Below are 1,639 nucleotides of genomic sequence, written 5' to 3'. Positions count from 1 at the left end.
GCGAGCGGGAAGGAAACGGACACCGCGGGAAGGAAGCGGTCCCGCGGGAAGGGCAGCTGTCCGAGGCGTTCTAGAGTCTTCTCGTGTCTGAGAATCCCTCTGCCCCCGGGCATCTGTTCGTCCTACACGGCGTGATCGAGAACTTCGATTTCGACGCCGTCATCGTCCCAACAGACTCTGCGTTCGTCGTCGAATCGCACTGGTCGCCGGTCGCCGGGGACACCGTTCACGCGCGACCGGCGGACTGGCCCCGGCCGCCGTTCGGGCGCAGCGCAACCGGCGAGCCCGTGTGGTTCCTCAGTGTCGCCGACGCGCAGCTGCTCACCGACGACGAACTCGTCCGCAGACTTCGGGAGACTCTCAGGGATATCGCTTCTTCGGACGTCGAGAAGCCCGCCGGCCGCGCCCTCCGACGCGTCGCACTGCCGGTCCTGGGGATCGGTCGCGGCGGACTCGGCGACCGCCGAGGGGCAATCCTCGGGGCACTGCTCGACACCCTCCGGGCCGAGGCTCAGACACTTGGGCTCGACATCCTTCTCGTCACGCCCGACCCGGCCGTCTTCAGTGCCGCGAAGCATGTCCGCCGCAACCTGGAGGCGAAGGGGTCGAAGCACTGGGAACTCGACGACGCCGAGATGGCCGAGGCGCGTCGGCTCGGCGGGCTGGCGGCCAACGGCCACTTGGCGCTGTTCCTCGGTGCGGGGGTCAGCATGGCGGCCGGACTGCCGAGCTGGGGCACGTTGATCGCCGAGCTCGGCAAGCGAGTCGGCGGCGAGTTGCCCAAGGACTTCGGGGAGCTCGACGCACTCGACCAGGCGGAGTATCTGGCTTCGGCACTCGGCGGCGCCGAGAAGCTGAACGACGCCGTCATCGAGATCATCGGCAGGAAGCAGAAGGTGGCGCTCGCGCACGCCCTGCTGGCCGGGATGGGTTGTCGCGAAGCTGTCACCACCAACTACGACGACCTCTACGAGAAGGCGGTGGAGGCGACCCGCCGTCGGCGTCCGACGATCCTGCCGTGGGAGGCCGTCGACGCGGAACGTCCGTGGCTGCTGAAGCTGCATGGCGACATCGACCGGTCGCCGAGCATCGTGCTCACACGACGGGACTTCGTATTGTTCGACGCCAAGTCCCGACCGGCCGGCTCCTTGCTGCAAGCGCTGCTGTTGACCAAGCACGTCCTCATCATCGGGGCTTCACTGTCCGACGGAAACGTGATCCGCCTCGCGATGGAGGTGGACGAGTACCTGCAGAAAAGCAAGGTGAAGTCCATCCGGGGCACATTCGTCGACACCTCCGGCGTCGAAGCGCGACAACACCTCTGGAAGGATCAGTTCCGCTGGTTCGTCTGTGAGGGTAAAGAACGTGAAGACCGTGTCCGTCGGATGGAAATGTTCCTCGACGCGGTGGCCGCTTTCGCGGCGACGGACGCGCGCTGGCTTCTGGACGAGCGGTTCGACGGACTGCTCGACGAGCGGGACCGCGAGGTCGTCGCCAGCGCGCGCCGGCTGACCGCAGACACGCGCGGGGGGTCGGGGCTGCTGGCTCCGTTGGAGAGCGCGCTCAGCAACTTGCGCGGGCACTGAGCCGGGTCTCGTTCCCGCGCAACCGTTTCCTTCCCGCTCGGCAGATCTGGCGA

Annotated in this window: 1 protein-coding gene; it reads left to right on the top strand. The window is 67.4% G+C overall.

Features of this window, described 5'->3' with window-relative positions; genetic code table 11:
* Window positions 1-83: 83 nt before the first annotated feature.
* Window positions 84-1,586, top strand: coding sequence for an SIR2 family protein (locus OK17_RS21595; RefSeq protein ID WP_232718506.1), 1,503 nt, complete (start codon window positions 84-86; stop codon window positions 1,584-1,586).
* The last annotated feature ends 53 nt before the right edge of the window (window positions 1,587-1,639 follow it).

It is taken from the genome of Gordonia sp. GN26, from assembly GCF_054823965.1.
The sequence above is the reverse complement of the archived record's forward strand: the minus strand, read 5'-3'. Positions and strand labels throughout refer to the sequence as shown.